Below are 17,238 nucleotides of genomic sequence, written 5' to 3'. Positions count from 1 at the left end.
TAAGTAATTTGATTGTATCAATAGTTAAATCTTTAATAAATCGCATTTTTTTGACCTTCTTGTGACCAAGAAGATATTTTACATTACTATTTCCATAATATACAATTTATTTTGCATAGGTACTTACCAAACATTATGCCACATGATTTTATCAGTAAACTAACGCTGTGTGCAACTTTACTCTCAAACCTAACCCCCAGCCCCTTCCCTACAAGGGAAGGGGAGCAAGAATCAAAGCCTCTCTTCGTGTCGGAGAGAAGAATGGATTGGACAAAATTTTTATAACCAATATATATAAAGCTTTTTTCAAAATTAGGACTTACGCAAGTGTCACAAAAAATAAAAGCTTTTAGTTTGTAGTAAGGGCTTCAGCCCTGATTTCGAGGACTAAAGTCCTCACTACAAACTCAAAATAATATGCCAGTTGCGTAAGTCCTAAAAATGATAAATATTTAAGCAAAGTTAAACGTTTTTATATTAAAATAAATTATATCTACTTGACCGTATCTTGTATAAAAAAACCAAACAATATACATCTTTGCATAAAAATACTTATTCAAAAATGCAGAATGCTAGTTTTCAGCTTTAGAAATTTCTTTAAGCATGACTCGTATAAAAATGTTGTTTTTTAGTTAATTATATCTTTAATTCTAGGCATATTAGTTAAATTAACAGTATTAATACGTAATAAATTAAACTTATTATATAAAAAAGTTTGACAAAATTAAGTTTTTAGACCGTGATATTTCGATGAAAATACATTATTGCTTAATACCTCGGATTTTTTGAGAAATAAAAACTTATTCTTAACAAATTTGTATAAATGCAAACTTTGTAATATTCTCTCTGAAGAGTGTAATGCACACTTTTTTTACTCTTAGTTGCTTGACGTCGTGAGGAATAGTCGTATAATACTCCTAGCGAACACAAAAAAGTATATAGGTATACACTTTAGGTTTATATCTATTACTTTAGAGTGACGTTACTTTAATCCTAACAATCAAGTGAGAACTAAAACCATGCAAAGTACACTATTTACCGAACTAACCGTCAGTGAAGAAGCCAATCTTTCTGGTGGTGGTACCTTCAGCGTAGTTGGGAATGTTACAGTCTCTCCAGTTGGCGGAACTGGAGCGGCAACAGGTGGCGGAACAGCATCTGGAGCTGGCGCACTTACAGTTGCCACAACTGGAGGAACTGTTGTATTCGTTTTTTAACTAGTTTGAACTAGGCAAACTTATGAGGTTTAGTACAAGGGAAAGAGTAAACGTCAAGACACGAACAACCGCGTCTTTACCTGGATAAAAGTTCACACTTAAAAGAATTTACCCTGTTGACCCAGGCTAATTTAATTTTACGTGTGGGTTAATTTCTAATCGACTTGATAACTAGTACTTCGCCAATCAAACTTTGCCTCGTGAGGGATATACAGTTTAGGTTTATATCCATTACTTTAGAGTCAGGTTACTTTAATCCAAACAATCAAGTGAGAACTAAAACCATGCAAAGCACACTATTTACTGAACTAACCGTCACTGAAGAAGCCAATCTGTCCGGTGGTGGTACCTTCACCGTCGTTGGGAATGTTACAATCTCTCCAACTGGCGGAAGTGGAGCGGTAACAGGTGGCGGAACGGCATCTGGAGCTGGCGCATTTGTAGTTGCCTCAAGTGGAGGAACTGTTGTATTCAAATTTTAACTAGTTTGAACTAGGCAAACTGTATGAGGTTTAGTACAAGGGAAACAGTAAACTTCAAGACACGAACAACCGCGTCTTTACCTGGATAAAAGTTCACACTCAAAATAATTTACCCTGTTGACGCAGGCTAATTTAACTTTACGTGTGAGTTAATTGCTAATCGACTTAATAACTAGGAGTCATTAGCTATATATAGCTTATCCTAAAAATACAAGTTTATTACTACCCACCTACTTTTCTTCAACAAACTTAGCAATTTCCGATTGACTGTTGTTTCATAACCGCAGTCAATCGGTTTGTTTAGCGCTTTTTTCGGAAAAATACTAGTTATTTTTAATTGTCAGCCATCAACACTTGCTCTACTGTTAATTCTAACTCTGGAAAAGTTTGAGATTGAATGCGAGCAGTACCAAAAAACTCTACTGGTTCGTATAATTCTTGAATCAATGTGAAAACAGTTACTTTGTTCGTTAATGGATCGACAATCCAATACTCTGAAATATTTAAAACGTTATACTCAACTCGCTTGGCTCGATAATCTACGGTCTTTGTTGATTCACTGACGACTTCTACCACTAACAACGGAGGTGGTTCGTTGAGTTCAATAACTGCCTCTCGGTTTCTCAAATCTCGCCACTGAGGCAATGGAATCACAACTACATCTGGAATCCTCGATGTATCCCATCTCCCAGCACGGGGCGAACGAACACCGACAACCATTTGTTTAGATGTCCAATCCAACTTTAGCCGGAGAATTTCTGCTCGGAAACAAACATTGATAAATTCTGTTACCGCACCATGTTGCCCATTTCCTACACTCATAGGAATTAGTTCTCCATTGACCAATTCGTAGCGGGTATCAGTGCCATCATCATATTTCAGGTATTCTTCAAAGGTTAGTTTTGGGGTGGTTATAGTCATTGCTTCTTGTTGCGAATTTTTACCTTGGTTTGACGACTAACACCGAACAATTAGCCTCTTCCACAACTTGACTGCTAACAGAACCCTGAACAATTCGCTTCATCCCCATCAACCCCCGACTGCCAATTATGATCAAGTCAGTTTTGTAAATATTGGCAAGGCGAATAATCTCTTCAGCAGGATCACCAGTTACTAGTTCTAACTCAGTTGGGATTGATAATTTTTCCTGATAAGATCGCAGTTGTTTTTCAATATGAAAATAAGAAAATGTTGGCGACTCTGGCTGAGGACGATCAGCAGGTAGTTCCATTTCTGACTCTGGCGTAGGAAACACATGGCAAAGAATAACCTTGGCATCTTTTGACAACGCCAAATTATCTAATATCTCAATTACTCGTTCTGAAATTTCCGAACCGTCCAGAGCTACCAAAACACTATTTAGCACCGCTCTCGTCTCCTCAAGAGTAGATCCCTTAGATAAGTATCTAGCAAAATTAGTCGGCAGCGATACTAAACAAATTTTTTATTTGCCAACTTAGTTTATAGCGCTTCTCGGCTGAGTCCAATACATAAGCTAATGAGCATTTCAGTTGCATGATACCAGGGCTGAAGCCATTACTACAAGCGAATCAGTCTGGGAAAATGAATGAAGATTAGTTTACCTAACCACCATTAGTGTCAACTTAAGCTCAAACGCTGATCCGAATATGGTTCAGTTAAGCCCCAAATCCTTTGTAGAGACGTTGCAATGCAACGTCTCTACATACCTAAAATCAATACCAAAAATCCTTAACGAACGGTATTGACGCTGATCCCACAGGCATTTTACCCCAGCCCTCATTCCCTTCCCCCCCCAAGGGGGGAGGGGAATGAGGGCTGGGGCAAATCACTCTTCTTGCTGAATTCGGCGTCGGACTGAATCAGCATGGGAAGGTAAACCTTCTGCTGTTGCTAGCACATCAATTGCACCAGCCACATTTTGCAGTGCGGTTTGGGAGTATTGAATAATACTGGAGTGTTTGAGGAAAGTTTCAACCCCTAATGCCGAAGCATAGCGGGCAGCACCAGAGGTTGGCAAGGTATGGTTAGGGCCTGCCAAATAGTCTCCTACAGCTTCTGGTGTTGAGTAACCCAAAAAGATTGCCCCAGCGTGGCGAATCTGTGGTAGGAGTGCCCAAGGGTCTTTGATTTCTAATTCTAGATGTTCGGGAGCAAATTCATTTGAGAGTTCTGCTGCTGCTTGAAGCGATTCCACAAGGACAATCAAGCCGTAGTGAGCGATCGCTTTTTCTGTGTCTATTCGCCGTGGGTGATCCACTAGCTGTCTTTCCAAAGCTAATTGGACATTTTTAGCTAAAGCAGCATCTGTGGTCAGCAAAATTGCTGCCGCCATCGGATCGTGTTCGGCTTGGGCTAGCAAGTCAGCAGCTACATGCACTGGATTTGCGCTTTCATCGGCAATCACCAGCACTTCACTGGGGCCTGCCAAAGAGTCAATACCGACGGTGCCGTAAACAAGTTTTTTCGCTAGGGTGACATAAATGTTACCAGGCCCAGTAATTACATTCACTTTCGGAATCGTTTCTGTGCCATAGGCTAAAGCGGCGATCGCTTGTGCGCCCCCAATGCGATAAATTTCTTGCACTCCTGCTTCTTGGGCAGCTACTAAGACTGCGGGATTAATTGCACCCCCTGGGCCTGGTGGTGTTACCATCACCACATGAGGTACAGCAGCAACATGAGCCGGAATTGCATTCATCAGCACTGTACTGGGATAGGCGGCACGGCCACCAGGCACATACAACCCTGCTCGATCTACGGGGGTGTAACGTTTGCCCAGCACTACTTCATCGTCGCCAAAGTGTACCCAGCTTTTTGGTACTCGCTGACGATGAAACGCTTCAATTTGGCGGCAAGCTAGCCGAACTGCGCCTAACAATTCCTTTGACACCTGTTGATAGGCTGCATCCAGTTCCGAGCCTGTAACTCGGAGTTCTTCGGCTTTCAGGGTTTGTTTGTCAAATTCGGCTGTGTAATGCAATACAGCTTTGTCGCCTTGGCGCTTCACTGCTTGCAAAACTTCCCGCACCGTTGCTTCTTTGTGAAGCACCTGTTCGTCATGAGTGCGATCGCAGATCCGTTGTAGTTCTGCTCTAACGTCTGCCTGCTGAGTAATGATTCGCAGCATGGAGTAAGGACAATGCCAAAATTATAATATTGCCACCTGAGATTTAGTATTGCTCTTGACCCACTGGGGTGTCCAAGCTGACTCTAATTCTCTTCTCTAGCTTAACCTGGATTTTTTTGATACTCTCAAGGCTGTCAACACATTGTTTGCTTGAGAAGCCGACTTCATTCCTCAGTCCAACAAGCCTGGGCAGGAAGCTGACAATTCAGGTCATCTGGAAAACCTCTCTCTAAATCTCTCTCCTAAAAGGAGAGAGACTTTGAACTTCCCACTTAGAGCATCGGGAAGGGGGTTAGGGGTTTAGGTTTTTGGTGGACTTTTCCACATAACCTGAATTGTCAGCGGCAGGAAGCAGGGGAAGAAGATTTAACAAAGTTTCGGAGTTTAATTCAACAGTCTAATGACGCCGGCGCGTTTTGTAAGTTTAATGTCCCATGCCCAATACCATAATTTTTTTTCGGAAATTATAACATTGGCAATTAGGATGCTATATTAGTAAGTCTAGTAGTGTGTATACATAAGTAATAATAGTATTTTTGGAATTGACTGTGGCGAATACAAAGTCTGCTCTCAAGCGTGCCGAAATCGCAGAACGTAACCGACTGCGTAATAAAGCTTACAAATCAGCAGTCAAGACGCTGATGAAGAAATACTTGAATGCTGTAGCTGCTTATACAGCTAATCCTACCCCAGAATTAAAACAAGAAGCACAGAATAGGTTGTCTGAGGCTTACGCCAAAATCGATAAAGCGATCAAACGAGGCGTCCTTCACCCTAACAATGGGGCAAGGAAAAAGTCAAGATTGGCTCACAGACTAAAACCCGTCACACCAACAGCTGAGTAGTCATTGGTCATTTGTCCTTAGTCATTGGTCAGAAAATTTTCCAGAGAAAATTCTACTCGTTGGCTTTTGGCGATAGTGCAGGAAGTCAGTGAACGTCTGGCTTTGCCATCAGGTTAGTGCAGCCTCTCCCTCACCAGAAGATGTAGATAACTTGGGGGACAAACGACGAAGGACAAACAACAAAGGACAAAGAATGCAACTGATAGACACCCACGTTCATCTCAACTTTGATAGTTTTCAGCCGGATTTAGCAACAGTGCGATCGCGCTGGCAAGAAGCAGGTGTGGTGCGTTTAGTACATTCCTGTGTTCACCCAGAGGAGTTTTGCAGTATTCAATCCATAGCCCAAGAGTTTCCCGAAATCAGCTTTGCAGTGGGATTACATCCTTTAGATGCTGATAAATGGCATAGCAAGACAGCCGAGAAAATCAAAACTTTAGCGAGTTCTGACTCGAATGTAGTAGCAATTGGGGAAATGGGGCTGGATTTTTACAAAGCTGATAACTATGAGCAACAGTACATGGTTTTTGAGTCACAGTTGGCGATCGCTTCTGTTCTCAACTTACCAGTGATTATCCACTGCCGCGATGCTGCTGTGGCAACCAGAGAAGTGTTGCAAAAATGGCGGAAACTCCAAGGAGAAAGAGTGCGGGGCGTCATGCATTGCTGGGGAGGAACGCCAGAAGAAACTCAATGGTTTCTCGATTTAGGGTTCTATATCAGCTTTAGCGGGACGGTAACGTTCAAAAACGCCAAAGCCATTCAATCCTCAGCTGCGATGGTGAGTAGCGATCGCCTACTGATTGAAACCGACTGTCCATTTCTCGCTCCAGTTCCGAAACGGGGCGAGAGGCGCAACGAGCCTGCCTACGTGCAATATGTCGCCGAGCAAGTAGCTAAACTGCGTCAGGAAACGGTAGAGGCGATCGCCCATCAAACCACCCAGAATGCTTGTGAATTATTTGGTCTGTCAATATAAAGTGGGCTTTAATCTCTTTTATTCGATTGTGCTAAAAAAAATAAAACTCTAGGGAGGGAAAATATGCTAATATTATTCCCTCAAAAACATTTTGCTTGCGCCATAATGATAAAGGAAGGAACCTAAAATTTCTAAGCCTAATTTTCCCTACTGTTATCGGCTTGGCCATCCTCCAAATCTCTACAAGCGGATGCTCTCCACACATGACTAACTGTGCCAACCCAAGTTGAGCTAGATTGCACAACATCGGCCTGGTGTGTATCGAACCTATTGAAAATCGTTAAACGAAATTGCCTTGTGAGTACAATCCAGCAAAATGAAGTGATTCTGATTCTCAGCCGACAAAGTGCGGATCATCCCCTCAGTTTTAGGATATCTAAGATATCACTGAGAGTATAAATAGCCGGGTGGATTTAAGACACAGCCTATATAGCTGTGTCAGGGAATTAACGCGCTTTTTGGAGGGGAATTGACACTCTCTTTCTCTGAAGCCACTGAGAAACTGCTTCCAGAGTAAAACTCTCGCTACGACCGTCAAACGCCGCCTAAACACTTCATCTCAACTACCGACAATACTGATGTTGCAATCGTGCTTACTTTTACTAATCCCAATGCTTTCAGAGTCCATCACCCTTGCCAAATCGCGGTACGTTCCACAACCTGCCATTGCTTGCTCTTTCTTGTCATACTGCCATTAGGACTAAAACAAAGACCGTTGTTTCACGGGAGCCGGGATTTCTCCGTACTAGGATGCTTCAACACGTAGATAGTTATTCATACTCACCTCTTAATTTTACCACAAATACCACTGCGACTAAAGTCCCTTGAGTCGTTTACCTTTCAGGGCTAAAGGCACTGAGTTTCCCACTTACCAGGATTTTTTATGAAGAAAGTAGATAAAACTCAGGAATATCTCAACTGTATATTCTTTTTAAATCAAGACTATAGTGGGTTTTTGGCGTCTGAGTCCCCGATTCCGGGCGATTACCCCCTTGTCCAAATTGCTCATTCCAGCTTGAATCGCTGCGTTTGCCCACACCTGCTATTTACAGGTGTGTAAGAAGAAGCTCCCAAACAGGTACGGACACTGGCTAGCACTGGGAAGCGTTAAACAGCAGTGTCTAAGTAAAAATTTAACCAGGTTGACAAAGGTAGAGGCATGACCAAAGAAACATATATGGAACCCGCCTTTCTGTTGCCCGACTTGATTGAAATCCAGCGCTCAAGCTTTCGCTGGTTTTTGGAAGAAGGGCTGATAGAAGAACTTAACTCCTTTAGTCCTATTACAGATTATACGGGCAAATTAGAACTGCACTTTTTGGGTCATAATTACAAACTCAAGGAGCCAAAGTACAGCGTCGAAGAAGCCAAACGGCGGGACAGTACTTATGCCGTCCAAATGTATGTTCCCACACGGTTGATTAATAAAGAAACTGGGGAAATCAAAGAGCAAGAGGTATTCATTGGGGATTTGCCTTTGATGACCGATCGCGGTACGTTTATTATTAACGGAGCCGAGCGGGTAATTGTTAATCAAATAGTGCGATCGCCAGGAGTCTACTACAAATCAGAAATAGACAAAAACGGACGACGTACTTATTCAGCTAGCTTAATTCCCAACCGGGGAGCATGGCTGAAATTTGAAACAGACCGTAATGATTTGGTCTGGGTACGCATCGACAAAACCCGTAAACTCTCAGCGCAGGTACTCCTAAAAGCTTTAGGGTTATCAGATAACGAAATCTTTGACGCTTTACGCCACCCCGAATATTTCCAAAAAACCATCGAAAAAGAAGGGCAGTTTTCTGAAGAAGAAGCCCTAATGGAGTTATATCGGAAACTGCGTCCTGGTGAACCACCCACAGTATTAGGTGGACAACAACTCCTAGACTCTCGTTTCTTTGACCCGAAACGTTATGACCTTGGTCGCGTCGGACGCTACAAGCTCAACAAGAAATTGCGCCTTTCTGTCCCAGACACCATGCGCGTGTTGACTGCTGGCGATATTTTAGCAGCCGTCGATTACCTGATCAACCTGGAATATGACATTGGTAATATCGACGACATTGACCACTTAGGTAATCGTCGGGTGAGAAGCGTCGGTGAATTGCTGCAAAACCAAGTGCGGGTAGGCTTAAATCGCCTAGAGAGAATTATTCGGGAACGGATGACCGTATCCGATGCGGAAGTGCTAACTCCTGCTTCTTTAGTGAACCCCAAACCATTGGTAGCAGCAATTAAAGAATTCTTTGGTTCCAGCCAGTTAAGTCAGTTCATGGATCAAACCAATCCTCTAGCAGAACTGACCCACAAACGCCGCCTCAGTGCCCTTGGCCCTGGTGGTTTAACCCGCGAACGTGCCGGTTTCGCCGTGCGGGATATTCATCCGAGTCACTATGGACGCATTTGCCCCATTGAGACACCAGAAGGCCCCAACGCCGGATTGATTGGCTCCTTGGCAACCCATGCACGGGTAAACCTGTACGGCTTCCTAGAAACACCATTTAGACCTGTAGAAAATGGGCGAGTCAGATTTGACCTGCCTCCAGCCTACATGACAGCCGATGAAGAAGACGACCTGCGGGTTGCTCCGGGAGATATTCCTGTAGATGAAACCGGGCACATTATTGGGCCGCAAGTCCCAGTCCGCTATCGCCAAGAATTTTCCACCACAACACCAGAACAGGTGGACTACGTAGCAGTATCTCCGGTACAGATTGTGTCGGTAGCAACCAGCATGATTCCCTTCTTGGAGCATGATGACGCTAACCGAGCGCTGATGGGGTCGAATATGCAACGCCAAGCAGTACCTCTACTCAAGCCAGAACGTCCTTTGGTGGGTACTGGTTTGGAAGCTCAAGGAGCAAGAGACTCCGGGATGGTAATTGTATCACGTACTGATGGCGATGTCATTTATGTGGATGCCACAGAAATTCGCGTCCGTCCGAAACCTAATACCCCAGAGATTAAGTACACCCTTTCCAAGTACCAACGTTCCAACCAAGACACCTGCTTAAATCAGAAACCTCTCGTCCGCATTGGTGAACGTGTGGTTGCTGGTCAGGTATTGGCTGATGGCTCCTCCACCGAAGGCGGTGAATTGGCGCTAGGACAAAATATCGTAGTTGCCTATATGCCTTGGGAAGGCTACAACTACGAAGACGCGATTTTAATCTCTGAAAGACTGGTGCAGGATGATGTCTACACCTCAATTCACATTGAAAAATATGAAATTGAAGCTAGACAGACAAAACTGGGGCCAGAAGAAATCACCAGAGAAATTCCCAACGTCGGGGAAGATTCCCTGCGTCAGTTGGATGAACAGGGAATCATTCGCATTGGGGCATGGGTAGAAGCTGGAGATATATTGGTAGGAAAAGTCACACCCAAAGGTGAATCTGACCAACCGCCAGAAGAAAAACTGTTGCGTGCCATCTTCGGTGAAAAAGCCCGGGATGTGCGGGACAATTCTCTGCGAGTCCCCAATGGTGAGAAAGGTCGCGTAGTTGACGTGCGCTTATTTACTCGTGAACAAGGCGATGAGCTGCCACCAGGAGCCAATATGGTAGTCCGGGTGTATGTTGCTCAAAAACGCAAAATCCAAGTTGGCGACAAAATGGCAGGACGGCACGGTAATAAAGGGATTATTTCTCGGATATTACCAGCAGAAGATATGCCATATTTGCCCGATGGTTCGCCAGTGGACATTGTACTTAACCCCTTGGGTGTACCTAGTCGGATGAACGTCGGACAAGTATTTGAATGTCTCTTGGGTTGGGCTGGTCAGACCTTGGGAGTGCGATTTAAGATTACTCCCTTTGACGAAATGTATGGGGAAGAGTCATCCCGCCGAATCGTGCATGGCAAATTGCAAGAAGCCCGGGACGAAACAGGGAAAGACTGGGTATATAACCCAGATAACCCAGGCAAAATCATGGTGTATGACGGTCGTACAGGCGAACCCTTTGACCGAGCAATTACCATCGGTGTGGCTTATATGCTGAAGCTGGTGCATTTGGTGGATGATAAGATCCACGCCCGTTCTACAGGGCCGTATTCACTGGTGACTCAGCAACCCTTGGGTGGTAAAGCCCAACAAGGTGGTCAGAGGTTTGGAGAAATGGAAGTGTGGGCATTGGAAGCCTTTGGTGCAGCTTACACCTTACAGGAATTGCTCACAGTGAAATCTGACGATATGCAAGGACGGAATGAAGCGTTAAATGCGATCGTTAAAGGTAAGGCAATTCCTCGCCCTGGAACTCCAGAATCCTTTAAGGTGCTAATGCGCGAGTTGCAATCATTAGGGTTAGACATTGCGGTACACAAGGTAGAAACCCAAGCAGACGGCAGTTCCCTAGATGTGGAAGTCGATTTGATGGCAGACCAATCAGCCCGTCGCACACCGCCTCGACCTACTTATGAATCTCTTTCCCGCGAATCGCTGGATGACGACGAATAATCAATAGTCATTAGTCATTAGTCCTTTGCTAATGACAAAGGACTAAGGACTAATGACCAATGACTAATGACTAATGACTAATGACTAATGACTAATGACTAAATATGAGACCTGCCCAAACTAATCAGTTTGACTACGTAAAAATCGGCTTGGCTTCCCCTGAACGCATTCGGCAGTGGGGCGAAAGAACATTGCCCAATGGCCAGGTAGTCGGTGAAGTTACCAAGCCAGAGACGATTAACTACCGAACTCTCAAGCCAGAGATGGATGGCTTATTTTGTGAGCGCATCTTTGGGCCCGCGAAAGATTGGGAATGCCATTGTGGTAAGTATAAAAGAGTCCGTCATAGAGGTATTGTTTGTGAGCGCTGTGGGGTAGAAGTCACCGAGTCACGGGTGCGTCGCCACCGTATGGGCTATATTAAACTCGCCGCACCAGTCGCTCACGTCTGGTATCTCAAAGGTATTCCTAGCTATATTTCCATTCTGTTGGATATGCCCTTACGGGATGTCGAGCAGATTGTCTATTTCAACTCTTATGTTGTCCTGAGTCCAGGTAATGCCGAAACTTTAACTTACAAACAGTTACTGAGTGAAGACCAGTGGTTGGAAATAGAAGACCAAATTTATAGCGAAGATTCTGTGCTGCAAGGTGTAGAGGTAGGTATTGGTGCTGAAGCACTGTTGCGCTTGCTTGCCGATATTAATTTAGAACAAGAAGCGGAAAGCCTACGGGAAGAAATTGGCAACGCCAAGGGACAAAAGCGGGCCAAGCTAATTAAGCGACTGCGGGTAATTGACAACTTCATCGCCACTGGTTCCAAACCAGAGTGGATGGTAATGGCAGTTATTCCCGTGATTCCCCCCGACTTGCGCCCAATGGTGCAGCTAGATGGCGGACGGTTTGCCACCAGCGATTTGAATGATTTGTATCGGCGGGTAATTAACCGCAACAATCGTTTGGCACGCTTGCAAGAAATTTTAGCACCAGAGATTATTGTGCGGAACGAAAAGCGGATGCTGCAAGAAGCAGTGGATGCTTTGATTGATAATGGTCGTCGGGGACGGACTGTGGTAGGGGCAAATAACCGACCCCTGAAATCTTTGTCCGACATTATTGAGGGTAAGCAAGGACGTTTCCGACAAAACTTGTTAGGTAAACGGGTTGACTACTCTGGACGTTCGGTAATTGTGGTCGGGCCAAAGCTGAAAATTCACCAGTGCGGTTTGCCTAGAGAAATGGCAATTGAGCTATTTCAACCATTTGTGATTAACCGCCTCATTCGTAGCGGTATGGTAAATAACATCAAAGCTGCGAAAAAGCTGATATCCCGCAATGATCCCAGTGTTTGGGATGTGCTGGAAGAGGTGATTGAAGGACACCCTGTGATGCTAAATCGGGCACCAACGTTGCACCGTTTAGGTATCCAGTCTTTTGAACCAATTTTAGTAGAAGGTAGAGCGATTCAACTGCATCCTCTCGTGTGTCCAGCGTTTAACGCCGACTTTGACGGCGACCAAATGGCAGTACACGTCCCGTTGTCGTTAGAAAGTCAGGCCGAGGCGCGGTTGTTGATGTTGGCTTCTAACAATATTTTGTCACCAGCCACAGGTAAACCCATTATCACGCCCAGCCAAGACATGGTATTGGGAGCGTATTACTTAACAGCAGAAAATCCTGGTGCGACAAAAGGTGCAGGAAACTACTTTTCTTCGCTAGAGGATGTAATTATGGCTTTCCAGCAAGAGCAAATTGACTTGCACGCCTATATTTATGTGCGGTTTGACGGTGAAATAGAATCAGACCAACCGGATACAGAACCCGTGAAAGTGACGGAAAACGAGGATGGTACCCGCACATTACTCTATAAGTTCCGTCGAGTCAGACAAGACGCTAAGGGCAATGTAATTTCTCAGTATATATACACAACGCCTGGGCGTGTTATTTATAACAATGCCATTCAGGAAGCACTTGCAAGCTAAAAGTGAGGAGTGATGAGTTAGGAGTTATGAGTTAGGAGTTATGAGTTAGGAGTTTTTATTCCTAACTCCTCACTTTTAACTCCTCACTTTTAACTCCTCACTTTTAACTCCTAACTTTTAACTCCTAACTATTAATTTAGGACTAATGATTAATGACTAACGAAAAAATGATTTTTCGCAATCGTGTGGTTGACAAAGGTCAATTGAGAAATTTAATTTCTTGGGCCTTTACAAATTATGGTACGGCGCGAACCGCAGTGATGGCGGACAAATTGAAAGATTTGGGATTTCGGTATGCTACCAAAGCAGGGGTTTCCATCAGTGTAGATGACTTGATGATACCACCAACTAAGCGATTGCTCTTAGAAGCAGCCGAAGAAGAAATTCGCGCTACTGAAACCCGTTATCAACGGGGAGAAATCACAGAAGTAGAACGCTTCCAAAAGGTAATTGATACCTGGAACGGTACCAGTGAAGCCTTGAAAGATGAAGTAGTAGTTCACTTCAAGAAGACTAATCCCCTGAACTCCGTATACATGATGGCATTCTCTGGGGCACGGGGCAACATCTCCCAAGTCCGGCAATTGGTAGGGATGCGGGGACTGATGGCAGATCCTCAAGGGGAAATTATCGATTTGCCCATCAAAACCAACTTCCGTGAAGGATTAACTGTGACGGAATATATTATTTCGTCTTACGGTGCCAGAAAAGGATTGGTGGATACTGCCTTGCGGACGGCTGACTCTGGTTATCTCACCCGCCGGTTGGTGGATGTATCCCAGGATGTAATTATTCGGGAGTTTGACTGCGGTACTACCAAAGGTCTTGCCATTCGACCAATGACAGAAGGGGCCAAAACCTTGATTCCTCTGGCGACCCGCTTGATGGGACGGGTAATTGGGGAAGATGTGTTGCATCCGGTAACAAAAGAAGTGATTGCAGCACGCAATTCCCCAATTTCTGAGGACTTGGCGAAGAAAATTGAAAAATCTGGGGTGGGAGAAGTTGTGGTGCGATCGCCACTAACTTGTGAAGCCGCACGTTCTGTGTGTCAACACTGCTACGGCTGGAGTTTGGCCCACGCCAAGATGGTAGATTTGGGCGAAGCTGTGGGGATTATTGCCGCCCAAAGTATCGGTGAACCTGGAACCCAGTTAACCATGCGGACATTCCACACGGGTGGTGTGTTTACTGGAGAAGTGGCGCAACAAGTTCGTTCTAAAATTGATGGGACTGTCAAGCTTCCCCGGAAACTGAAGACTAGAACATATCGTACCCGCCACGGGGAAGATGCCCTGTATGTTGAGGCTAATGGTATCCTGCTTTTGGAGCCGAAAAAAGAAGGTGATGTTACCCCAGAGAACCAAGAGGTTCATCTGACTCAAGGTTCAACACTATATGTATTTGATGGAAATAAGGTAAAACAAGGGCAGTTGTTGGCAGAAGTTGCCCTCGGTGGACGGACAACTCGGACTAATACAGAAAAAGCAGTTAAAGATGTCGCCTCTGACTTGGCAGGGGAAGTGCAATTTGCCGAAGTAGTTCCAGAACAAAAAACCGACCGTCAAGGCAATACCACAACTACAGCCGCACGTGGTGGCTTGATTTGGATTTTGTCAGGGGAAGTTTATAACTTACCGCCGGGCGCAGAATTGGTGGTGAAAAATGGTGATGCGATCGCTTCTAATGGAGTTTTAGCAGAAACCAAATTGGCCAGTTTGCACGGTGGTGTGGTGCGTTTGCCCGAAGCTACCCCAGGTAAGAGTACCAGGGAAATTGAGATTATCACCGCTTCTGTAGTTTTAGACCAAGCAACGGTGACAGTCCAAAGTTCTCAAGGTCGCAATAACTACTTAGTCTCCACAGGCAACAACCAGGTATTTAACCTCCGAGCTACACCAGGCACAAAAGTGCAAAATGGTCAAGTAGTAGCTGAGTTAATTGATGACCGCTATCGCACAACCACTGGTGGATTCCTGAAATTTGCGGGTGTCGAAGTCCAGAAAAAAGGCAAAGCCAAGCTGGGTTATGAAGTGGTGCAGGGAGGTACTCTGTTGTGGATTCCGGAAGAGAGCCACGAAGTTAATAAAGATATCTCCTTACTGTTGGTAGAAGACGGTCAGTTTGTCGAAGCTGGCACCGAAGTGGTGAAGGATATCTTCTGCCAAAATAGCGGTGTCGTAGAAGTAACCCAGAAAAACGACATCCTGCGGGAAGTCGTTGTGAAGCCAGGGGAACTGCTGATGGTGGACGATCCAGAATCAGTTATCGGGCGAGATAACACCTTCATCCAACCAGGTGAGGAATTCCAAGGCAACGTCGCCACCGAATTGCGTTATATCCAATATGTGGAGACACCAGAGGGGCCAGCCCTGTTGAGTCGTCCCGTAGTTGAGTTTGCCGTACCGGATAATCCAGATGTGCCATCGACGACATCGGTAAGTCAACAAACCGGGCGATCGATTCAGTTGCGGGCAGTACAGAGACTACCTTACAAAGATTCAGAACGCGTCAAATCTGTTGAAGGTGTGGAACTGCTGCGAACCCAGCTAGTGCTAGAAATCGAGCAAGAAGGAGAACAAGACCATAATGCTTCACCCCTTGCAGCAGACATTGAATTAGTAGAGGATACCGAAGACCCAGAAGTTCAACGTCTACAACTGGTAATTTTGGAATCCTTGGTAATTCGTCGAGACATTACCGCCGATGCCACCCAAGGTAGTACCCAGACTACACTTGAGGTACAGGATGGGCTAACCATCGCCCCAGGTTCTGTAGTCGCACGTACCCAAATCTTGTCTAAAGAAGGGGGGATAGTGCGGGGCGTTCAAAAAGGAACCGAAAACGTACGTCGCTGTTTGGTGTTGCGTCAAACTGATATGCTCACGACCAATACTAGTACTCAACCCAAGGTGAAAGTGGGTGACTTGCTAGTAGAAGGTACAGAAGTTGCTCCTGGAGTTTTTGCCCAAGAATCAGGACAAGTAGTGGATGTTAAAAAGTTAGGAGTTAAGAGTGAGGAGTTAGGAGTTAATTCTGAAACTCCTAACTCCTCACTTCAAACTCAGAACTACGCTATTACTACTCGCATCGGTCGCCCTTATCGAGTCAGCCCTGGTGCTGTGTTGCAGATAGAAGATGGCGATTTGGTACAACGGGGTGATAACTTGGTGTTGTTGGTGTTTGAACGCGCCAAAACCGGAGATATCATTCAAGGTTTGCCTCGGATTGAGGAACTGCTGGAAGCTCGCAAACCGAAAGAAGCCTGCATCTTATGTCGGCGGGGGGGAGAAGTTAAGGTAGTTTACGCTGATAGTGGTGATGAAGCGATCGCCATCAAGGTCGTAGAATCCAATGGTGTGGTGACAGATTATCCTCTGGGGCCAGGACAAAATTTAATTGTCCCAGATGGATCAACAGTATTAGCGGGACAACCGTTGACTGATGGCCCATCCAACCCCCACGAAATTTTGGAAATCTTCTTTAGTCTGGGTTCAGAAGACGGAATTTATGCTTGTGCTAGCATTGCCTTGCAGAAGGTACAAACATTCTTGGTGAATGAAGTGCAAATGGTCTATCAGTCTCAAGGGATTGATATTTCCGATAAGCACATTGAAGTGATTGTTCGCCAAATGACCAACAAAGTCCGGATTGATGATGGTGGTGACACCACAATGCTTCCGGGCGAATTGGTGGAACTGCGCCAAGTTGAGCAGGTAAACGAAGCTATGGCAATTACAGGCGGTGCTAGGGCACAGTATACGCCAGTATTGTTGGGGATCACCAAAGCATCGTTGAACACCGACAGCTTTATTTCTGCTGCATCGTTCCAAGAAACAACACGAGTACTTACCGAAGCTGCTATCGAAGGTAAATCTGACTGGCTGCGCGGATTAAAAGAAAACGTGATTATCGGGCGATTGATTCCGGCTGGTACTGGGTACAATACCTATGATGAACCCGGTGCGATCGAAGATTATGCTGCTGAGATTAGCAGTAGTGTCTTGGATGAAGTTGATGATCCTCTGGATATGGTGATAGATGAAATATTCATTCGCTGCTCTCCAAAAACGCTGCTTCTCTTCTACTGTTTTGAACCGATTCAGCACATCTTTCCGATATTGGGCAATCGTACGGGCGCTGGTTTCAATTCCTAACTTCTGAT

At 44.9% G+C, this 17,238-nt stretch carries 10 protein-coding genes; 7 read left to right on the top strand and 3 right to left on the bottom strand.

Annotated elements, in window-relative coordinates; genetic code table 11:
* Positions 1-1,019 precede the first annotated feature (1,019 nt).
* Both LC605_RS23670 and LC605_RS23665 read left to right on the top strand, forming a co-directional pair.
* Positions 1,020-1,217, top strand: coding sequence for a hypothetical protein (locus LC605_RS23670; protein ID WP_229549960.1), 198 nt, complete (start codon positions 1,020-1,022; stop codon positions 1,215-1,217).
* 284 nt (positions 1,218-1,501) lie between these two features.
* Positions 1,502-1,699, top strand: a complete 198-nt coding sequence (locus tag LC605_RS23665; RefSeq protein WP_229549959.1) for a hypothetical protein — start codon at positions 1,502-1,504, stop codon at positions 1,697-1,699.
* 333 nt (positions 1,700-2,032) lie between these two features.
* Here LC605_RS23665 and LC605_RS23660 read toward each other — a convergent pair whose 3' ends face one another.
* The 3 genes from LC605_RS23660 to hisD all read right to left on the bottom strand — a co-directional run bounded on the left by LC605_RS23660 (position 2,033) and on the right by hisD (position 4,808).
* Complete coding sequence (locus LC605_RS23660; RefSeq protein ID WP_229549958.1) at positions 2,033-2,620, bottom strand: Uma2 family endonuclease; 588 nt, start codon at positions 2,618-2,620, stop codon at positions 2,033-2,035.
* Positions 2,621-2,639: 19 nt separating this feature from the next.
* Positions 2,640-3,065, bottom strand: coding sequence for a universal stress protein (locus LC605_RS23655; protein ID WP_229549957.1), 426 nt, complete (start codon positions 3,063-3,065; stop codon positions 2,640-2,642).
* Between the two features lie 441 nt (positions 3,066-3,506).
* The gene (hisD, locus tag LC605_RS23650) at positions 3,507-4,808 is read right to left on the bottom strand and encodes a histidinol dehydrogenase (protein ID WP_229549956.1); all 1,302 of its coding nucleotides are present in this window, start codon (positions 4,806-4,808) and stop codon (positions 3,507-3,509) included.
* Positions 4,809-5,356: 548 nt separating this feature from the next.
* On the opposite strand from hisD, the gene rpsT reads away from it, so the two are divergent.
* The 5 genes from rpsT to LC605_RS23625 all read left to right on the top strand — a co-directional run bounded on the left by rpsT (position 5,357) and on the right by LC605_RS23625 (position 17,230).
* The gene (gene rpsT, locus LC605_RS23645) at positions 5,357-5,653 is read left to right on the top strand and encodes a 30S ribosomal protein S20 (RefSeq protein ID WP_229549955.1); all 297 of its coding nucleotides are present in this window, start codon (positions 5,357-5,359) and stop codon (positions 5,651-5,653) included.
* Positions 5,654-5,846: 193 nt separating this feature from the next.
* Complete coding sequence (locus tag LC605_RS23640; RefSeq protein ID WP_229549961.1) at positions 5,847-6,632, top strand: TatD family hydrolase; 786 nt, start codon at positions 5,847-5,849, stop codon at positions 6,630-6,632.
* Between the two features lie 1,159 nt (positions 6,633-7,791).
* Positions 7,792-11,091 (top strand): DNA-directed RNA polymerase subunit beta, encoded by a 3,300-nt coding sequence (gene rpoB, locus LC605_RS23635; RefSeq protein WP_229549954.1) that lies wholly within the window; start codon positions 7,792-7,794, stop codon positions 11,089-11,091.
* A gap of 104 nt (positions 11,092-11,195) precedes the next feature.
* Positions 11,196-13,073, top strand: coding sequence for a DNA-directed RNA polymerase subunit gamma (locus LC605_RS23630; RefSeq protein ID WP_229549953.1), 1,878 nt, complete (start codon positions 11,196-11,198; stop codon positions 13,071-13,073).
* 152 nt (positions 13,074-13,225) lie between these two features.
* Positions 13,226-17,230: a DNA-directed RNA polymerase subunit beta'' gene (locus tag LC605_RS23625; protein WP_229549952.1), complete on the top strand. Its 4,005-nt coding sequence runs from the start codon at positions 13,226-13,228 to the stop codon at positions 17,228-17,230.
* Positions 17,231-17,238 lie beyond the last annotated feature (8 nt).

This window comes from Nostoc sp. CHAB 5836 (assembly GCF_020829445.1).
Lineage (GTDB): Bacteria > Cyanobacteriota > Cyanobacteriia > Cyanobacteriales > Nostocaceae > Nostoc.
This window is presented reverse-complemented; position numbering and strand designations above follow the sequence as displayed.

Bases quoted from the DNA above. Each gene is read 5' to 3' on its own strand.
- LC605_RS23640 (WP_229549961.1), top strand. From the start codon at position 5,847: ATGCAACTGATAGACACCCACGTTCATCTCAACTTTGATAGTTTTCAG.
- LC605_RS23665 (WP_229549959.1), top strand. From the start codon at position 1,502: ATGCAAAGCACACTATTTACTGAACTAACCGTCACTGAAGAAGCCAAT.
- LC605_RS23670 (WP_229549960.1), top strand. From the start codon at position 1,020: ATGCAAAGTACACTATTTACCGAACTAACCGTCAGTGAAGAAGCCAAT.
- LC605_RS23625 (WP_229549952.1), top strand. From the start codon at position 13,226: ATGACTAACGAAAAAATGATTTTTCGCAATCGTGTGGTTGACAAAGGT.
- rpoB (WP_229549954.1), top strand. From the start codon at position 7,792: ATGACCAAAGAAACATATATGGAACCCGCCTTTCTGTTGCCCGACTTG.
- hisD (WP_229549956.1), bottom strand. From the start codon at position 4,808: ATGCTGCGAATCATTACTCAGCAGGCAGACGTTAGAGCAGAACTACAA.
- LC605_RS23630 (WP_229549953.1), top strand. From the start codon at position 11,196: ATGAGACCTGCCCAAACTAATCAGTTTGACTACGTAAAAATCGGCTTG.
- LC605_RS23660 (WP_229549958.1), bottom strand. From the start codon at position 2,620: ATGACTATAACCACCCCAAAACTAACCTTTGAAGAATACCTGAAATAT.